The 15,420-nt window shown below is 55.8% G+C and carries 15 protein-coding genes; 5 read left to right on the top strand and 10 right to left on the bottom strand.

The features are described 5' to 3' along the window. Positions 1-8: 8 nt before the first annotated feature. The 4 genes from OS190_RS09805 to OS190_RS09790 all read right to left on the bottom strand — a co-directional run bounded on the left by OS190_RS09805 (position 9) and on the right by OS190_RS09790 (position 4,270). Positions 9-1,235, bottom strand: coding sequence for a multidrug effflux MFS transporter (locus tag OS190_RS09805; protein ID WP_267158811.1), 1,227 nt, complete (start codon positions 1,233-1,235; stop codon positions 9-11). Positions 1,236-1,354: 119 nt separating this feature from the next. After that, the gene (locus OS190_RS09800; protein WP_267158510.1) at positions 1,355-1,786 is read right to left on the bottom strand and encodes an FAD synthase family protein; all 432 of its coding nucleotides are present in this window, start codon (positions 1,784-1,786) and stop codon (positions 1,355-1,357) included. A gap of 346 nt (positions 1,787-2,132) precedes the next feature. Next, the gene (locus OS190_RS09795) at positions 2,133-2,774 is read right to left on the bottom strand and encodes a DsbA family oxidoreductase (protein ID WP_267158509.1); all 642 of its coding nucleotides are present in this window, start codon (positions 2,772-2,774) and stop codon (positions 2,133-2,135) included. Further along, positions 2,771-4,270: a class I adenylate-forming enzyme family protein gene (locus OS190_RS09790; RefSeq protein WP_267158508.1), complete on the bottom strand. Its 1,500-nt coding sequence runs from the start codon at positions 4,268-4,270 to the stop codon at positions 2,771-2,773. The genes OS190_RS09795 and OS190_RS09790 overlap by 4 nt, the downstream gene beginning before the upstream one ends. Before the next feature lie 64 nt (positions 4,271-4,334). Between OS190_RS09790 and OS190_RS09785 the strand changes: the two genes are divergently transcribed. Further along, positions 4,335-4,958, top strand: coding sequence for a helix-turn-helix domain-containing protein (locus tag OS190_RS09785; protein ID WP_267158507.1), 624 nt, complete (start codon positions 4,335-4,337; stop codon positions 4,956-4,958). A gap of 144 nt (positions 4,959-5,102) precedes the next feature. On the opposite strand, the gene OS190_RS09780 is transcribed toward OS190_RS09785, so the two are convergent. Continuing rightward, positions 5,103-6,917: an extracellular solute-binding protein gene (locus tag OS190_RS09780; protein WP_416237389.1), complete on the bottom strand. Its 1,815-nt coding sequence runs from the start codon at positions 6,915-6,917 to the stop codon at positions 5,103-5,105. Positions 6,918-7,209: 292 nt separating this feature from the next. On the opposite strand from OS190_RS09780, the gene OS190_RS09775 reads away from it, so the two are divergent. Further along, complete coding sequence (locus tag OS190_RS09775; protein WP_323370668.1) at positions 7,210-7,995, top strand: 3-hydroxybutyrate dehydrogenase; 786 nt, start codon at positions 7,210-7,212, stop codon at positions 7,993-7,995. Positions 7,996-8,001: 6 nt separating this feature from the next. Further along, on the top strand, positions 8,002-9,060 hold the full coding sequence (locus OS190_RS09770) for a patatin-like phospholipase family protein (RefSeq protein ID WP_267158506.1): 1,059 nt from the start codon (positions 8,002-8,004) through the stop codon (positions 9,058-9,060). Between the two features lie 2 nt (positions 9,061-9,062). Here OS190_RS09770 and OS190_RS09765 read toward each other — a convergent pair whose 3' ends face one another. The 4 genes from OS190_RS09765 to OS190_RS09750 form a co-directional block, all read right to left on the bottom strand. After that, on the bottom strand, positions 9,063-9,848 hold the full coding sequence (locus tag OS190_RS09765) for a DUF502 domain-containing protein (RefSeq protein WP_267158505.1): 786 nt from the start codon (positions 9,846-9,848) through the stop codon (positions 9,063-9,065). Positions 9,849-9,955: 107 nt separating this feature from the next. Continuing rightward, the gene (locus OS190_RS09760; protein ID WP_267158504.1) at positions 9,956-10,876 is read right to left on the bottom strand and encodes a pseudouridine-5'-phosphate glycosidase; all 921 of its coding nucleotides are present in this window, start codon (positions 10,874-10,876) and stop codon (positions 9,956-9,958) included. Beyond that, positions 10,873-11,757, bottom strand: a complete 885-nt coding sequence (locus tag OS190_RS09755; RefSeq protein WP_267158503.1) for a PfkB family carbohydrate kinase — start codon at positions 11,755-11,757, stop codon at positions 10,873-10,875. Before OS190_RS09755 ends, OS190_RS09760 begins: the two co-directional genes overlap by 4 nt. Before the next feature lie 49 nt (positions 11,758-11,806). Further along, positions 11,807-12,619 (bottom strand): DUF4198 domain-containing protein, encoded by an 813-nt coding sequence (locus OS190_RS09750; protein ID WP_267158502.1) that lies wholly within the window; start codon positions 12,617-12,619, stop codon positions 11,807-11,809. Between OS190_RS09750 and OS190_RS09745 the strand changes: the two genes are divergently transcribed. After that, positions 12,618-13,808: a HupE/UreJ family protein gene (locus OS190_RS09745; protein WP_267158501.1), complete on the top strand. Its 1,191-nt coding sequence runs from the start codon at positions 12,618-12,620 to the stop codon at positions 13,806-13,808. The two genes, OS190_RS09750 and OS190_RS09745, sit on opposite strands and share 2 nt — an antisense overlap. Positions 13,809-13,827: 19 nt before the next feature. On the opposite strand, the gene OS190_RS09740 is transcribed toward OS190_RS09745, so the two are convergent. Further along, a complete protein-coding gene (locus OS190_RS09740; protein ID WP_267158500.1) occupies positions 13,828-14,448 on the bottom strand; it encodes a thiamine phosphate synthase in 621 nt (206 codons plus the stop codon). A 110-nt stretch (positions 14,449-14,558) separates the two neighbouring features. Between OS190_RS09740 and OS190_RS09735 the strand changes: the two genes are divergently transcribed. Further along, on the top strand, positions 14,559-15,320 hold the full coding sequence (locus tag OS190_RS09735; RefSeq protein WP_267158499.1) for an RNA methyltransferase: 762 nt from the start codon (positions 14,559-14,561) through the stop codon (positions 15,318-15,320). The last annotated feature ends 100 nt before the right edge of the window (positions 15,321-15,420 follow it).

Genomic DNA, 15,420 nt, shown 5'->3' with positions numbered 1-15,420 from the left:
CAGATTGGCTATTCCGCAATGACCTGTCGGGTTTCATGACGGGAAAGATACAGCATCAGGACAAACCCGAGCGACGCCATGATAAGCACCGCAGTCACAAGGGGGCGGATCGTGCCGTTGAACATCAACCCAATTGGCGAAGCCATGGCTGCTGCAAGCACGGTCGAGACGGCAGCAATGGCCGAGGCCGCGATGCCAGCAACATGGCCCACAGGTTCCATCGCGATGGCGTTCAGATTGCCCAGGGTCAATCCTGCCTGAAAGAACAGACAGGTCTGAAACACAACAAATGCGGCAAAACCGTAAGGTTCTGCCAAACTGCCAAGACTGAAGGCAAGCATGGTAGACGACAGGACGATCTGAATCCCCAAGGTGATCGTTACCAGCCTGCGCATGCCATATCGCACCACCAGCATCGCATTCAAAAGACTCGCGCTGCCTGCAAAGAGGGCCACCGCACCAAACCAATAGGGAAAGGAGGCTGCGCGGTCATAGACCTCGTAATAGATCGGCTGCACCAGCATCAACATGGTGAACAACATCGCCATTGCCAGGGATTGCACGAGGATCGAGATACGAACCGAAGGATATGAGAAAATCTCGCGCAGGGCAGAAAGAAGAAGCTTTACGCGCAGCGGCCGGCGGTTTTGCTGTGGCAGCGTTTCAGGCATTCGCAGGCCCATCCACAGTACCGAAATGGCAGAGAACAGCATGAAAGCGATGAAGATTCCGCGCCAGCCAAATCCCAGGATGATAAAGGAGCCAAGCATGGGGGCCACCGCAGGCACGATGGTAAAGATCATCATGACAATCGAAACAATCTTTGCCATCCCGCGACCTGCAAAAAGGTCGCGGACAATGGCAACCGATACAATGCGCGGACCTGCTGCGCCAAACCCTTGCATTACGCGGGCAACCAACATGACCTCGATCGTAGAACTCGCCCAGGCAACTGCGGCAGACACAATGTAGATTGTAGCGCCTATGTAAATGATACGTTTTCGTCCCCAGGCATCTGATAACGGCCCGGCGATGAAGGTACCCAGACCCATTCCCAATACAAAGGAAGTCAGAACCAAAGACGCGCGCTCTGGCAACTCTGGTGACAATTCTGCGCTGATTGCGGGCAGGGCGGGCAAGATCGCGTCGACAGAGAAAGCAATGGTGGCAAACATCATCGCAACCAATGCGACAAACTCAGTCCGGTTCACAGGCAAGGCCGGTGATGTGGACATGGATGAGGAAGTGGACGACAACTCTAAGCTCCGCTGTTGGTCGTCACGGCGGGGTGACGCGCTTAGGCGTCAGGGGTAACCGAAGGTTGTGAAACCTACAATAGTTCGCTTAAAAAAAATTAACCGATGGCTATTCTTCTGGTGGAGAAACGCGGTGTAACCCCTTGTTTGCGAGCGGCCAATCGCGGAAGGTAAAGCACTTGAGCCACGTCCTGCAAGCCGTCAAAATGGCCACGTTGGTTTTTGCCCATGACAAGTGCAGATACGTTATAATTAACTATATCCGTGCGTTTTTGGTCAAAACTGGTTTCTGGAATGACCCGTGAAACAAACCGGCAGCTTTGCAGAATTGCACGCCGTTCAGCATAGGACATCTGGCAAGGATAACCGGATCTTCGGGCATGTTCATCCGTCGCGCAACCGACGATCAATTCGTGTCCCATGGCCGATACTTGTCTCAAAAATCGAATGTGATCCTGATGGAACAGGTCGAATCGCCCGTAGGTCAACATGATGCGTGGTGCTGTCGCTTTTCGCAGAGGCCAGCTCATCGGTGCAGGTCCTGTGCTGGCGTACAGGTCGCAACGCCCACTTCATTGCGCCAGATCGCCCTGACCCTGTTCTTGTCACCACCACATGCCAGGTTGGCCACACATCGCAAGGGGCCAGCGCGCCAATCACATATGACTTGAGATACACGAATGTTTGCCACCGATTTCGGTGCCGTCTGATGTTCTGCCATCTGCCTGCTCTGCCCAACTGTCGGGGTCTGATGCCCCTTGTGGTTGGAATCGTAGGTCAGCAGAGCCTGTCTGGTAAAGTAAATGTTGTGAAAACCGCACAGGCTGTGGCGTGTTTGCCATAGTGGTCAAGTCCTGTGGCGCGGCTTGAACCAGTTTAATCAGAGGTCAAAAGCTCGGTAATGACCTGTGACCAAAGTGCCGGGGGCTGGGCACCCGGCACCGCATGTTGTCCACCTACGATAAAGGTCGGTACCGAGGAAATGCCCATCTTCCGGCTGTGGGCGTCCCGGTCGCGAATGGATTGCACATCTTCATCAGTTTGCAACAGGCGCATGACAACTGCCGCATCCATTTCAATGCCATCCGCAATATCCGCCAGAACTTCATCTTCGCCAATGTCACGCGCTTCGACAAAATAGGCCTTGAACAACGCCGAAACCGCAGCGGTCTGGCGCCCCTCAATGCCTGCCCAGTGGATCAGCCGGTGCGCGTTCAATGTGTTTGGCGTCCGCTGCATCTCTTCAAAGTTGATCTGCAGTCCGGCGCTCGCCGCTTGTTCGACCACCGGCGCATAGGCTTTGACCGCGCCCTCCTTGCCGCCAAACTTTGCCTCAAGGTATTCACGCCGTCCCATACCGGCCCTGGGCATCGTTGGGTTCAATTGGAATGGATGCCATTCGATCACAAAGGGATGATCAGGGTGATCGGCCAAAGCCGTGTCCAGATGCGCCTTGCCGATGTAACACCAAGGGCAAATCGGGTCTGACATGATGTCGAGCTTGATGGGAGTAGTCATGATTTTTCGGCCTCGAAGGTGTCGCGCAAGATGCGGCGCTGGATTTTGCCATTGTTGTTGGTCGGCAGGGTATCGACGTGGATGTAAAGACGTGGCTGCTTGTAGCGCGCCAATGTCTCCTTGGCATATTCGGTGAGTTCATATTCATTCAACGCGGTGGCGGCAGTGTAAAAGGCGGCAATGACGCTGGTACCTTTCTTGATCTCGACCTCGGTCACGCCAATGCCGGTAATGCCAGGCGCATTCAACAGGGTTTCTTCTACCTCCAGCGGTGAGACACGAAACCCGCCAGCATTCATCATGTCGTCATTGCGGCCCAGATAGGTGATTTGGCCGTCTTTGTCGATGGCACCCTGGTCGCCAGTCATGAACCAGTCCCCGTCAAATTTGGCCTTGGTCAATTCCGGCTCATTGAGGTAGCCCAACATCAAACCGGGGTCCGAGTTGTGTACCGCGATCGTGCCTGCGCTGTCGGGACGTGCTTCACCCCTGGACGTGCGGATACTGACCCTGCGACCGGGCTGGGCGCAACCGATGGCACCTTCCTTTGCGGGCATGGACGGGCTGCCGGAAATGAACGTCGAACATTCTGACATGCCAAAGGCCTCATACACCGGTGTATCAGTAATTTCATTCCATGCTTCCCGTACTGCGGCCGTCATCTTTTCCCCCGCGCTCAATCCATGGCGCAGGTCTGGCAGGTACAAGGGCGACAAACCACGCAACATCTGGCGATAAACGCCTGGGGCGGCGGCAAAGATTGTCGCTTTGTGATCCGCTATCAAAGCGGGCAGGCGGGCAACATCCGTACCGGGTTCAGGGATCAATGCCGTTGCACCCATGGTCCAAGGATCCATCAAGCCGGTGCCCAAGGTATAGGTCCAGTTAAAGGCACCTGCATGCAACAAGCGATCTTCACGCCGAAGGCCGTACCAACCGTCAAACATCATGCGACGTGCCAGGATGGCGCGATGGGCATGCATCACCGCCGTTGCCTTGCCCGAGGTGCCAGAGGTAAAGATGATATAACCAAGCCGTTCAGGATCACCCATATGATATGCAGCCGGAGGCAGGTCGCGCATGGTCCGCAGGCTGGAAATGTCAATTGTTGACTCGGTCTTTGGGCAGGGCACATCGGGATCATGCAATATTGCGGCCGGATCCAGCGTGGCAATGATCCTGACCACTTCGTCCGCTGTCAGCGCCGCGGCTGTGGGCACAGGCACCAGCCCGGCGGCCAGGGCACCAAGGTAAGCTATGGGAAAATCCGGAGTATTGCCCAGACGCATCAGGACGATGTCCCCGGGTGACAGGTTTTCGCCCAATAACCCTGTTGCCGTTCCGCGGACTGCGGCGATCAAGGCGGCATAGCTCAGATCACTGCAGCCCTCCGTCGACAGGATTGACAAGGCAGTCTTGTCCGGCGTTTCGGTACCTGCCTGCAATACATATGCGGCAAGGTTGAAAGGGTCGGGGATCGGATGCAGGTTGCTCATCCTCCCGCGCTAGACCAATGGCGCTTGCGTTGCAAGGCGGACGGCGGGTCGATATAGCAGGCCTATGACCCAAGACATCTCTGCCAACATGATCCGCATTGCCCGTGAAAGCGGTGAAAGTAGCACGGTTCCTCCGGTTGATCTGGGGGCGCGTGTGCGAGAACTGCGCAAGGCACGGGGTTGGACGCTGGCGCAGGCGGCGGGACAGGCCGGTCTGGCGCGTTCTACCCTGTCCAAAATCGAAAATGGGCAGATGTCGCCAACCTATGAAGCCCTGAAAAAGCTTGCAGTCGGGTTGGAAATCTCGGTGCCGCAATTGTTCACGCCACCTGCAGCCGAAAAGATCAGTGGCCGCATGGCGATCACCAAATCAGGCGAAGGGGCGGCCAAAGCAACCACCACATATGAGCACGAATTGCTTGGGGACGCCCTGAGCAAGAAACAAATGTTACCCTATCGCGCCAGGATCAGGGCCCGGTCAATGGCAGAATTTGACGGATGGGTGCGTCATGACGGCGAAGAGTTTCTCTATGTCCTGACTGGCGTTGTGCAGTTGTTTACCGAATTTTACGAACCAGTTGAGCTGCGTCGCGGCGACAGTGCCTATTACGATGCAACGATGGGGCATAACGTGGTGTCGACAAGCGCTGAGGACGCCACCATCCTTTGGGTCACATCGCTGGTCTGACCCTGGCCGGAACGCCAAGGCGCGTGGCACAGACAATGCGCTTCACCCTCTGTCAGGATAACGAACGAAGGGTTCGTCTAAACCTCTGGCGACTGTGTGGCATGGTCAGAATGCCAAGGCACCCGAGGCCGCACCGAGGCAGTATCATTCTTGCCACCACCAAACTTCAGGCATGTAGTTCGGTCCATCGCCATAAATCGGCAACTTGTCGGGATATTTCATTTCGACGCGGTGGGCGATCAGCCCTTCATTGAACTGCCAGAACGGGATCACATAGCGGCCAGCAGTCAGGACACGATCAAGCGCACGGGTCGCATTTGTAAAGGCTTCTGTGGTTTTCGCCGCCAGCATCGCATCGATCATGGCGTCAACAGCAGGGTCTTGTACCCCCATCAAGTTGCGCGACCCTTGCTGACTGGCGGCTTCGGAGCCCCAATAGAACCGTTGTTCGTTGCCCGGCGAAAGGGACAAGGCCCGACGGAAATGCACGATGTCGAAATCAAAGGCATTGCTGCGTTGGGTCAACTGCGCAGCATCCACCGCCTCGACCACGGCCTGGATTCCCAGACGGGTGAGGGCCTGCACATAAAGCTCCGCAATCTTGGCATGTTCGGCATTGCCTTTGGACAGTAGAATTTCAAATTGCATCGGCTGGCCATCTGGACCGCGCATGATACCCCCCTCAGCGGAATATCCCGCCGCCTGCAACTGCGTCATGGCAGCACGTATTCCTGCCCGGTTGCGGGCAGAACCATCCGATACCGGCAGGGCGTACCCCTCCAGCGTGTCTTGGGGCAATGTTGTCGCAAAGGGAGCAAGCAAGTCTGCGACCTCGGCAGGTGCAGCGCCCGGGCGCATTGCAAGGGTTGATCCAGAAAAATATGAGGTGATGCGCGGCAATGCGCCGCCGGTCAGTGTCTCGTTTATGAACTCGAAGTTGAATGCCTGTATCAGTGCGTCACGCACGCGCCAGTCGTCAAAGGGTGCGCGGCGTGTGTTCATCACAAATCCTGTCATACCCGAGGGTTTTTGATGCGGAAAAGTTGATTTGATCACATCACCGCGTGTGATCGCGGGAAAGTCATATTGCGTCGCCCAGGCCTCGGCGTTGAATTCGCGCACCGCTGAAATTTCACCAGCCTTGAAGGCCTCTTGCAAGACATTTGCATCACCGTAAAAATCGATCTTGATCTGGTCAAAGTTATGCGTGCCGCGCCGGAAAGGCACGTCGGATCCCCAGTAATCGGGATTACGGGTAAGAGTGACCTGACGGCCTGCATCGTAATCGGAAATCACATAGGGCCCCGTTCCCAGCGGAATCTCTGCCAGGGGCGCATTGGCGAAATCGACATCTTCCCATTGTGCCTTGGACAGGATCGGTCGCATACCAGCAAGCAGGGCCAATTCACGATTGTCTGTATTGAAGGTAAAGCGGACGGAACGCGGCCCTGTCGCCTCAATGCTTTTGATCTGGCGGTAAAGGCCGTGATAGCGCGGGTGCCCCTTGCTGCCGAGCAGCTCATAAGAAAAGATCACATCCTCTACCGTCACCGGCGAACCATCGGAAAAGGCGGCTTCTGGGTGGAGAGTAAATTCAACCCAGGCGCGAGAATCGGGCACGTCAACCGAATCAGCCAACAACCCATAGAGCGTAAAAGGCTCATCCCAGGAGCGTCCCATCAAACTTTCGTGGGTAAATTGGTGCAATTGCCAAGGAACATTGCCCTTGCGGACGAAAGGATTGAGGCTGTCGAAACCGCCGGTGTTTCCCAAGGTAATGTTGCCGCCCTTGGGCGCATCCGGATTGGCATAGGGCAAGGCAAGAAAATCAGCCGGCAACGCCGGATCGCCATACATAGCAAGGCCATGCACCGATTCTGCCTGTGCCCCTGTGCTTAACAGAATCAGTGAAGAAACTGCCGCAACGCCCCGCAACTTTTGGAAAAACTCATTCACCATTTTGGCAACAATCCCGCAATGCCCTTGTTTTGTTGGGCCTATGGTTAATGATGCCGCGCGTCCAGTTCAAACTTTATACTTGGCGTCAGGGCGTTGATCTTCTATAAAGGAGTCACTGCTCGATAGGTTTCTTGCCTGTATGAAACCTGCCTCAATAACTTAACCCCAGCTTCGCGCTGGGGTTTTTTTTTGATCTGCGCCAAGCTTCTGCTGGTTGTCGCGTATTTGACGTTTCCTTCTGATGCTGCGCGGGTCATTGTGCAGGCGCAGCAAAACAAGAAGGAATACCGCCATGGCTTTTACCATCGATCTGTCCGGCAAGACTGCCGTTATTACCGGTTCGAACTCCGGCATTGGCCTTGGCATTGCCTGGGAATTTGCCCGCGCCGGTGCGGATGTCGTGCTGAATTCCTTTTCCGACAACGAAGAAGACTACGCACTGGCCGAAAAGATTGCCGCGGAAACCGGTGTGACCGCCCGGTATATTCAAGCTGACATGTCCAAAGGGGATCAGTGCCGCCGTCTGATCACCGAAGCAGGGCGCTGCGATATTCTAATCAACAACGCCGGGATTCAGCATGTGGCGCCGATTCCAGAATTTCCTGAGGCCAAATGGGATGCGATCATCGCGATCAACATGTCCTCGGCCTTTCATACCACCGCAGCTGCATTGCCCAAGATGCGCCAGTTCGGTTGGGGGAGAGTGATCAACATTGCATCTGCACATGGTTTGACGGCCTCTCCTTTCAAATCAGCTTATGTCGCTGCAAAACACGGTGTTGTCGGCTTGACCAAGGTAACCGCGCTGGAAACTGCCAAAGAAGAGATCACCTGTAACGCAATTTGCCCCGGTTATGTCCTGACCCCGATTGTCGAAAACCAGATCCCCGACACGATGAAAGAATATGACATGACCCGCGAAGAGGTTATTGAGAAAGTCATGCTGACACGCCAGCCTTCCAAGGAGTTTGCGACAGTTGAACAACTGGGCGGCACCGCGACCTTCCTGTGCTCGGATGCTGCGGCGCAAATCACCGGGACCACCATCAGCGTTGATGGTGGATGGACTGCGCTGTAACACCTGATGTCCCAGAAGAAGCAACCCGCAACTCAAGGCAAGATCCGCATCAACCTCGCCCTGCAAGGGGGCGGGGCACACGGTGCCTTTACCTGGGGGGCGCTTGACCGGTTACTGCAAGAGGATGACATCGAGATTTGCGCTATTTCCGGTACGTCGGCAGGGGCATTGAACGGCGCTGCGCTGAAGGCCGGAATGGTCGCTGGCGGGGCAGAAGGCGCACGGGAAAACCTGGAGTGGCTGTGGATGCAGGTTGCGGGGGTACCCGATCTGGATGGCACCGGCTGGATGGCTCCCTTTGGTGTCGGGGCGCTCAGTCAAGCGCTTGAGTACAGTTGGCCCGTCGCCATGGCAGATGCGATTTCCAATGTTACATCCCCCTATAGCTACGGGCCGTTCTATCGTAATTCGCTGACCGATATCGTGGCCAAGTTCGACTATGACAAAGTCTGTAATTCCGTCATTCCGTATTTGCACATCTGCGCAACACGCGTGCGTAATGGCAAGATCAAGGTTTTTTCCGGTGCGGAGATCAGCGCAGATGCCATCATGGCCTCAGCCTGTTTGCCGACCCTATTCAAAGCTGTCGAGATTTATGATCCCCAGACCAAGCGTATCGAGGCTTTCTGGGACGGTGGCTATACCGGCAATCCGGCTTTGTTCCCGTTTTTTGACGATCGCTGCCCGGACGACATCGTGATCATCAACATTAACCCGTTGGTGCGCGAGGATTTGCCGATCACGCCGAAACAGATTCAGAACAGAATCAACGAAATCAGCTTTAACTCAAGCCTGTTACGCGAACTTCGGGCCATCGATTTTGTGCAACGCCTGCTGGATGAAGGAGCGGTCGAAGAACACAGGATGAGCCGTGTCCGGGTTCATATGATCGCGGATGATGACTTGATGGAGCAGCTATCCGTAGCAACCAAGACCATTCCAAATGCCGCCGTCATCGCCAAACTCAAGGATGCGGGAACCAGGGCAGCAGAAAGGTTTCTGACAGAACACAAGGACAAGATCGGCAAGAAGAACAGCGTCGACCTACGTGAGATGTTCGCCTGATCCTATTGCTCTGCTTGCGCTACGCGGGCCTTTTCGGCTTTGGCAACTTTTTCGGCAAGCATTAGGACCTCGTCAGGCTCAGCACCCTCTTTGTGGCGCGGCGTGGGATACACCAGACCTGCCGAGATCACCAGTTTGGCCGCATCTTCCACGGTCATGTCCAGTTCGATCACATCATCCTTGGGAAAGATGAGCAGGAAACCCGAAGTGGGATTGGGCGTGGTCGGCAAAAAGACCGAAACCATCTCTTGGTCCTTTTCCCCCGTCTTTTCAGCGATTTCACCTTTGGCACCTGTTGAAATGAACCCGAGGGCCCAAATGCCACGGCGCGGATATTCGATCAGGCAAGCCTTTTCAAAGCTGCGCTCTGATTGGGCAAATATCGTCTCCGAGATCTGTTTGATGCCGGAATAGATCGTGCGGACGACCGGGGTACGCTCAACAAGGCGTTCCGCAAACCGAATGAAGGAACGTCCGATGTATCCTTTGGCGAGCCAGCCGACGAAGATCGTGAAGATCAAGAAAATCACGACCCCAAGGCCGCGTACGTTGATCTGGACCGATGGATCAAGTCCCAGAAAATCCTGCAACATCCGGTCAGGATGATAAGAAGACGGAACCAGCGGCAATACAAACCCGTCGATCCATCCTACCACAGACCAGATCAGCCAGATGGTCAGACCTACAGGCGCGATCACCACGAGACCTGTCAGAAAGGACGCCCGCAGCGAGCCTATGATGGAGCCACGACGCTTGGGCGGTGTTTCGATGTCAAAAGGCGTGTTCATGTGGCGCGTTAATCCAATCTTGGGTCCTTGTCAGTTAAGAGTTTTGATAGGGTGCTACAATGGGTGGCACGGGCCGGAGATGTAAAATCACCACCCGTGCCCTGAATTTAGGCTGTCGCCGCTGTCAAAGCCGCCGCAATCTGCCCGGCGAGCCGCGCATTGTTGCGAACAAGCGCAATATTTGCGGTCAACGAACGACCTTCCGTCAACTCGAAAATGCGCTGCAACAGGTAGGGTGTGACGCCTTTTCCGGTGATTCCATGCAGATCGGCATCTTGCTGGGCTTGAGCAATGACAGGGGCCAGTATTTCAGCAGGAATTTCAGAGGCGGTCGGGATCGGGTTGGCGATCAGTTGCCCCCCGGGGAGGCCCATCGCGGCCCGCATCAGATGCGCCTGCGCGATTGCATCGACGGAATCAAGACGCAAGGGCGCGGCAAGTTCGGATGTCGCAGACCAGAAAGCCGGAAAACTGTCCTGACCAAAAGCGATAACGGGCACGCCCTGTGTTTCGAGCACTTCAAGCGTTTTGGACACATCAAGTATGGCCTTTGCACCTGCTGCCACCACCGTCACCGGGGTCTGGGCAAGTTCCAGCAGATCGGCAGAGATATCAAAGCTGAATTCAGCTCCCTTATGGACTCCGCCAATACCACCCGTCGCAAAAACGGAAATGCCCGCCATATGTGCGGCAATCATTGTGGCCGCAACCGTCGTGGCACCCGTGCCGCCTGTTGCTATGCACACGGCCATGTCTGCGCGGCTCAGTTTTGCGACACCCTTGGCCTGCGCCAGGTTACTGAGGTCCTCTGCTTCGAGACCGATGTGCAGGGTTCCATCCATCACGGCTATGGTTGCGGGGACTGCACCAGCTTCGCGCACATCCGCTTCTACCTGCTGGGCAACTTCAAGGTTTTGTGGATAGGGCATGCCATGGGTGATGATGGTGCTTTCAAGTGCCACGACAGGTTTTTCGTTGTCACGGGCTTGCGCAATTTCAGCGCTGAGTTTCATCGGGATGGATGTCATATTCTGGTCTCTCCTGAGACATAAAGTGCTGCGGCTTCAAGAGCATGTGCAAGGGCGGTGGCGGCGTTCCCCCCTGTTAATTCAACCGCAATATGGGCCGCCATGAAGGTGTCACCGGCACCGGTCACACGCGTGACATGTACAGGTGGCGGAGTCTGGGTGACACAACCGGATGTGGTGCCAACTGTCGCAGGTTTCCCACCATCCGTCACAACGGCGCGCAGGGCACCACGTTCCAGCAGCGCGGTGGCTGCCTCAACGGATGTTTCAAAGGTGGTCTGGCATAGCAGGCCGGCTTCTTCCAGATTGACATAGAATGTACCGCGTCCTGCCTGCAGGAAGGCACTCAGACGTAGGGCTTTGCCAGGTGATGCCGGCGCTATGCGCAAATCGGCTTTGGCGAAAATATCACTTTTGGCAATTTGCCCCAGCAGATCGACAGTAAGATTACCATCGAGCGCAATAGCACCTTCATAGGACGCAGGCAGTGTGCCGTCCGTAAATGGGTGCAGAATTTTATCACCGACGGCTTCCAGAGAATGGGCATCTGCAATGGCAGCAATCAGACCGTTTGCGCCTTCGATTGCCATATATCTGTCCGTGGGCAGATCATCAGAACGGTAAATGAAATCTGTGCGCAGCCCGCGCAGCCTGCAGGCTTGAATCAGGGCGTCGCCTTCGGCGTCACGTCCCACCGCACTCAGCAATGCGGGCTTTAATCCGAAACGTGCCAGTGCCATCCCAATGTTCAATGCGACACCACCAGGCAATTGCGTGATCCTGCCTGGCATATCCGAGCCTTGGCGCATTGTTTTTTCGGACCTCCCGATCACATCCCAAAGGACCGATCCGATGCATAAAATATCTGGTGTTTGATTCATAAAAACGCCTTAACGATCCGATGCAACCAATGGCAAGCTTTGGTTTGCATTATTCCGGCACTGAAAAGGTCAATGCAGCCCAATAGGTTTCCCAGACAATTGCGTTCTTTTCGCTGCTGGCATCGTCCGCCGCGCGCAGCACAACGCCGTCAAAAAGATACTCATGGCCTGGACTGACCGGAATCGTGGCAGTGCCATGTGAATCGGTGCGGTGCAGGGTTATCGTCACCTGCTCATCGGGCGCGCGATCAAAGACCTCAATCTGCGCATCGCTGCGAGGTGCCCCGTCAAACAGCAACGCCACCTTCATGTTATTGTTAAAGTTTGGATCATAAGGATTTGTTATTGCGACAAATTCAGTCTTCATTCCGCTCTCGGAATCTGCCCCTTTGCCGCTGCCAACCGCAAACAAGGTCTTAACGTGGCGAGAATATCTTTCGCGGAATTTCTCCTGCGACCACCCCGCCTTGATATGTTCTGCTGCCGCAGTTTCGAAAGCCTTGTGCGCGGCAAATTTCAGAAATTTGTGCCAGTCATTGTAAGTCAGCAGCGATGTCGATGTTTCATGGACCACGCTCACCAAGCCATCCTCAACCGGCGCCTTTACATCCAGAGCAGGTGAATCACCCGATCGCGGCTGCAATGCAGTCACCTTGCCACCCACAATCATGTCAAACCGGGTCGAGCTACGGTCAAAAAAGGACAGGCTGTTTCCCTGGAATTCCTGTCCGTTTCGAAAATGTGCTTGAAGTTTCTGTCCACCATCTACTTGATATGCCAGAGGCTCTAACCAGAATTCATGCGCCGTGGCGTCGATAGGCAAAGAGCAGAGCAATACTGCAGCAATACGGGGAAGAAACATGAAATGCACCTTTGATAAGACACTTTATAAGCTGGTGGTATGGGGCGTTTTGTCAATGCTTGGTTTTATGACCGCATTCGGTGCCGAGGCGCATGAAGTACAACCGACAATCGGGGATCTGACACTCACAGAGGGGCAGGCGGAACTCGTTCTGCAGATCAACCTTGAAGCTTTCCTGGCCGATATTGATCTGGATTCGGTCACCGATACGAATGACGCGGCAAATGGCGCCGATTATGATGCGCTGCGGGCCATGTCCGGCGCTGAAATCGCTGCTCGTGCGCCCGATCTGTTGGCGCAATGGAATGCCCTGCCACTGGTCACGGTGGATGGCGCGCCCGTGAACCTCAACAGCGAGAATATTTCCATCGCACAGGATGTCGATATTGAATTGCCCCGTGTCTCCCAATGGACGCTGCGCGGTGCCGTCGGAGCCGGTGCACAGGAAGTAACCGTTACATGGCCAGAGGGTGGCGGAGCCCTCGTGCTGCGCCAGCAAGGCGTCGAAAACCCGTTTACGGGTTACCTGGCGGGCGGTGAGATCAGCCCTGCCATCACCATCGGTGGCGGGGATGCACAGACATGGGCACAGGCGCTTTTCGGATATATTCCGGTAGGTTTTGATCACATTCTGCCACAAGGACTGGACCACATCCTGTTTGTGTTGGGGTTGTTTTTGTTGTCGACCCGATGGGGACCTTTGCTGTGGCAGGTTTCTGCCTTTACGCTTGCACATACTGTCACGCTGGCCCTGGGGGCGACAGGGCTCGTGGTTATTCCTGGCGCCGTGGTGGAACCGCTGATTGCGGCGTCGATTGTCTATGTCGCAGTCGAGAATATTTATATGCGCGGTCTTAGCCGTTGGCGTCCGATGGTCGTATTCGGATTTGGATTGCTGCACGGCCTTGGTTTTGCCTCGGTATTGGGTGAATTCGGACTGCCGGAAGGGCAATTTGTTCCCGCCTTGATCGGTTTCAACCTTGGTGTTGAACTGGGTCAACTGACGGTGATCGCCATCGCAGCCCTGCTGCTGTGGCTGGCTGTTCAGACCGCACGCTCTGCGCGTCTTGAAGGTGAGGAAGGGGCGCTTGAGGGCTATCCGGTAATGTTTCGCGCCGTGTCGATTACCGGGTCGCTGATCATTGCGATCATCGGGACATGGTGGGTAATCGAGAGGGTCTTCCTGTAATCCGGCGACTGGCCGCGACCTAACCGGTCGCGGCGATCAGCGCAGCAAGGGCTGCCTTGGGATCTTCCTGCGCCCATATTTCGTCGCCGATACCGAAGAAATCTGTATAGGGTGTCAGGGCGCGGATCATATTGACGTCCAAGGCACCCTCGGCCACGACGGGCACTTCGATCAGTTCGGACCACCATTCAAACACCTCTGCCTCGGCGAAAGAGCCATCGCCGAGGGCTGATGGCTGAACAGGGCCAAAGCTGATGTAATCCGCGCCTGCTTCACCCGCAGCCATGCCGTCGTGTTTGGACGGTCCGCAAAAACAGCCGACAATCGCGTCTTCACCCAGTTCTTTCCGCGTATAACGCACTGAGCGTGCAGCATCCGACAGGTGCACACCATCTAGGCCAAGTCTGTCGACCAAGAGTATATGATCCGTTACCACAAGCGCGACATCGCGAGCATGGGTGATTTCACGCAGGGCATCAGCCGCGCGCGAAACAGTGTCTTCATCCCTGCTGGACAGCGCGAGGCGCACGCAGGCTACGGGATGGGCATCCAGAATGGCGCTCAGGTGCGGCGCAAAACCGGCAACGTCAATCTCGGACGGGGTGATCAGGTAGATCTGAGGTTTGTCAGGCGTGTCCATATCGGCATCCTTTAGGTCTTTGTCGCAGCACTAGCGCAAGCTGTGCAAAAAGAAAACTGGGTCTTCGTGCGCACTTGCAGGTGGCATGGCCCGGGCGTAAGAGACAGGCGATGTCAGTACCCGTTATTCCCCCAGCCATTCCGGCACTTATCCTTGTCCGTCCACAGATGGGCGAAAACATCGGTGCGGCCGCGCGGGCCATGTGGAACTTCGGTCTGGACCATCTGCGCATCGTCGCTCCGCGTGACGGCTGGCCCAATCCGGATGCCACGGCGATGGCATCTGGTGCCGGCCGTCTGCTGGACGAAGCGCAGCTTTGTGCAGATGTGCCGGCTGCCCTGGCGGATTGCGATTTCGTTTTCGCGACGACTGCGCGTGATCGCGATTTGTCCAAACCGGTCTTCAGTCCCGAAGCCGCAATGACCGAGGCACGCAACCGCATTGCGGCAGGTCAGCGGGTTGGAGTGCTGTTCGGGCCAGAGCGGGCAGGGCTGGAAAATGACGACATTGCCCGCGCCAATGCCATTGTCTCGGTTCCGGTACACCCGGCCTTTGCATCGCTGAACCTTGCCCAATGTGTGCTTCTCATGGGGTATGAATGGATTCGCGGGGCCGGTGACGTCGTGCCGCTTGAGCAGGGGCTGGCAGGAAGCACATGGGCAAGCGGGGCCGAGGTTGAACATCTTGCCGCGCATTTTGAGGAGCGGATGACGCAAGCGGGGTTTTTTTATCCCGAGCATAAAGAAACCTCGATGAAGCTGAACTTGCGTAACATGTGGTCGCGTTTCCCCCTGACACGGGCGGATGTACAGATGTTGCACGGCATAATGCGCCAGATGGTACGCTGGAAAGAGCGCGACCGGGATGATTGAGGGCAGTGACCGCGCGGTGCGGGCAAGCCCGCATTCGTCAGTATTATTTTTCCTTTGGAAAAATTGGTACGAGACGCTGTCTCGTGCTCTGCGGTATTTG

Origin of the sequence: Sulfitobacter sp. F26204 (genome assembly GCF_026410305.1) — a bacterium.
Classification (GTDB): Bacteria; Pseudomonadota; Alphaproteobacteria; order Rhodobacterales; family Rhodobacteraceae; genus Sulfitobacter.
This window is presented reverse-complemented; position numbering and strand designations above follow the sequence as displayed.

Coding starts and splice junctions, on each gene's coding strand:
- OS190_RS09780 (WP_416237389.1), bottom strand. CDS start 6,917: ATGGTGAATGAGTTTTTCCAAAAGTTGCGGGGCGTTGCGGCAGTTTCT.
- OS190_RS09755 (WP_267158503.1), bottom strand. CDS start 11,757: ATGAATCAAACACCAGATATTTTATGCATCGGATCGGTCCTTTGGGAT.
- OS190_RS09735 (WP_267158499.1), top strand. CDS start 14,559: ATGTCAGTACCCGTTATTCCCCCAGCCATTCCGGCACTTATCCTTGTC.
- OS190_RS09795 (WP_267158509.1), bottom strand. CDS start 2,774: ATGACTACTCCCATCAAGCTCGACATCATGTCAGACCCGATTTGCCCT.
- OS190_RS09745 (WP_267158501.1), top strand. CDS start 12,618: ATGAAATGCACCTTTGATAAGACACTTTATAAGCTGGTGGTATGGGGC.
- OS190_RS09750 (WP_267158502.1), bottom strand. CDS start 12,619: ATGTTTCTTCCCCGTATTGCTGCAGTATTGCTCTGCTCTTTGCCTATC.
- OS190_RS09800 (WP_267158510.1), bottom strand. CDS start 1,786: ATGAGCTGGCCTCTGCGAAAAGCGACAGCACCACGCATCATGTTGACC.
- OS190_RS09775 (WP_323370668.1), top strand. CDS start 7,210: ATGGCTTTTACCATCGATCTGTCCGGCAAGACTGCCGTTATTACCGGT.
- OS190_RS09805 (WP_267158811.1), bottom strand. CDS start 1,235: ATGTCCACATCACCGGCCTTGCCTGTGAACCGGACTGAGTTTGTCGCA.
- OS190_RS09765 (WP_267158505.1), bottom strand. CDS start 9,848: ATGAACACGCCTTTTGACATCGAAACACCGCCCAAGCGTCGTGGCTCC.
- OS190_RS09770 (WP_267158506.1), top strand. CDS start 8,002: ATGTCCCAGAAGAAGCAACCCGCAACTCAAGGCAAGATCCGCATCAAC.
- OS190_RS09790 (WP_267158508.1), bottom strand. CDS start 4,270: ATGAGCAACCTGCATCCGATCCCCGACCCTTTCAACCTTGCCGCATAT.
- OS190_RS09785 (WP_267158507.1), top strand. CDS start 4,335: ATGACCCAAGACATCTCTGCCAACATGATCCGCATTGCCCGTGAAAGC.
- OS190_RS09760 (WP_267158504.1), bottom strand. CDS start 10,876: ATGACATCCATCCCGATGAAACTCAGCGCTGAAATTGCGCAAGCCCGT.
- OS190_RS09740 (WP_267158500.1), bottom strand. CDS start 14,448: ATGGACACGCCTGACAAACCTCAGATCTACCTGATCACCCCGTCCGAG.